The organism is Streptomyces sp. NPDC058619 (assembly GCF_042717785.1).
Taxonomy (GTDB): Bacteria; Actinomycetota; Actinomycetes; order Streptomycetales; family Streptomycetaceae; genus Streptomyces.
This window is the reverse complement of record NZ_JBHXQN010000165.1, coordinates 1-1,439: the sequence shown is the minus strand read 5'-3', so window position 1 is coordinate 1,439 and position 1,439 is coordinate 1. Positions and strand designations below refer to the sequence as shown.

Genomic DNA, 1,439 nt, shown 5'->3' with positions numbered 1-1,439 from the left:
CTAGTAGTACTTCGTTAAGTCAAGGCGGCTGCTCGGGTTCGACGTGTGGGTTTCTTTGCGGGAATCGGGCGTTGGCAGGTGCGGCAGATGCCGGTCCAGCAGCTCAGCAGGTCCTGGAGTTGATCGAGGACCTGGTAGAGGGTCAGGCCGGCGCTTGGGCTTTTGGGTCGAGCCGACGAAGGGTGAGGAATGCGTGGGCGGCGGTGACGAGCGTGACGTGGTGGTGCCAGCCACGCCAGGTGCGGCCCTCGAAGTGGTCCAGGCCCAGGCCGTGCTTCATCTCGCGGTAGTCGTGTTCGATGCGCCAGCGCATCTTGGCCAGCCGGACCAGGTATCGGGTCATAGTGTCGGCGGGCAGGCTGGTCAGCCAGTACTCGGTGGGCGCCTTCTGCCCGGTGGGCCACTCGCTGAGCAGGGTGGCCTCGGGCAGGACGCCGTCCCAGGCGGTGGGCCCGCCGGCCTGGGCGATGGCGCGGTTTCGGGTCGCGACGCCTGCCGGTCGCACGGTGAGGACCCGGAAGCGTGAGCGCATCGGGCCCTTGGAGCCGTGGCGCCAGGTGGCCCGGCGGAGCGTTTTGCGTCCGCCGTTGGTGACCAGGGTCTGCAGGGAGGTGGCCTTGGTCCGGTAGCGGAGCGCGGGTTTGCGGCCGTTCCCGCTCCACGGCGGTGCGGTGGGCGCGGCCGCCTGCGGGTGCGCGGACTCGTCCGAGCGGACGGCGACGACGTAGTCCAGCCCGCGTTCCGCCAGGCCGTGGCGGAACGCGGTGATCTGGCCGTAGCCGGCGTCGGCGACGATCACCTTCGGCTCCAGGCCCCAGGCGACTGCCTCGTCGATGAGGTCCAGGGCCAGGCGCCATTTCTCCCGGTGTCCGACCTCTCCGGGCAGGCCGGCCCTTATGCGGCGTTCAGTGTCGTCCTGCCACTCGGCGGGCACAAACAGGCGCCAGGAGATCGGCACGGACGCGGTGTCGGAGGCGGCATGCAGACTCACCCCCACCTGGCAGTTCGACTGCTTGCCCAATGCCCCGCACCACTGCCGGGCGACCCCGACCGACATACGCCCGTCCTTGGGGAACGACACGTCGTCGATCACCCACACCACGGGGTCGACCACCGGGACCGTCTTGAGGGCCACGGCCCGCAGCACCTCCGCGTGGCCCCACGGCGACTGGTTCACGAACTGCTGCAGCGCCTGCATGTCCCCGTCCGGCAGTCGCTCGGCCATGGGCTGGATCGACTTCCGGCGACCGTCCAGCATCAAACCGCGCAGGTAGCAGTCACCCCACCCTCGCGTGTCCTTCCGCAGCACCGACGCAAACACCTCGGCCACGAACGCGGCCAGCTCACCCCGGACTTCCTCGATCTCCCCCAAGTTCACGCCGACCAGCATGCCCGACCCGCGACACCAAGATCAACACAAGTTAACGAAGTACTACTAG

Annotated in this window: 1 protein-coding gene; it reads right to left on the bottom strand. The window is 68.9% G+C overall.

The genetic code is table 11. The annotated features are described in order from the left end of the window. Positions 1 to 142 precede the first annotated feature (142 nt). On the bottom strand, positions 143 to 1,378 hold the full coding sequence (locus tag ACFWTC_RS38940; RefSeq protein ID WP_384030735.1) for an IS701 family transposase: 1,236 nt from the start codon (positions 1,376 to 1,378) through the stop codon (positions 143 to 145). Positions 1,379 to 1,439 lie beyond the last annotated feature (61 nt).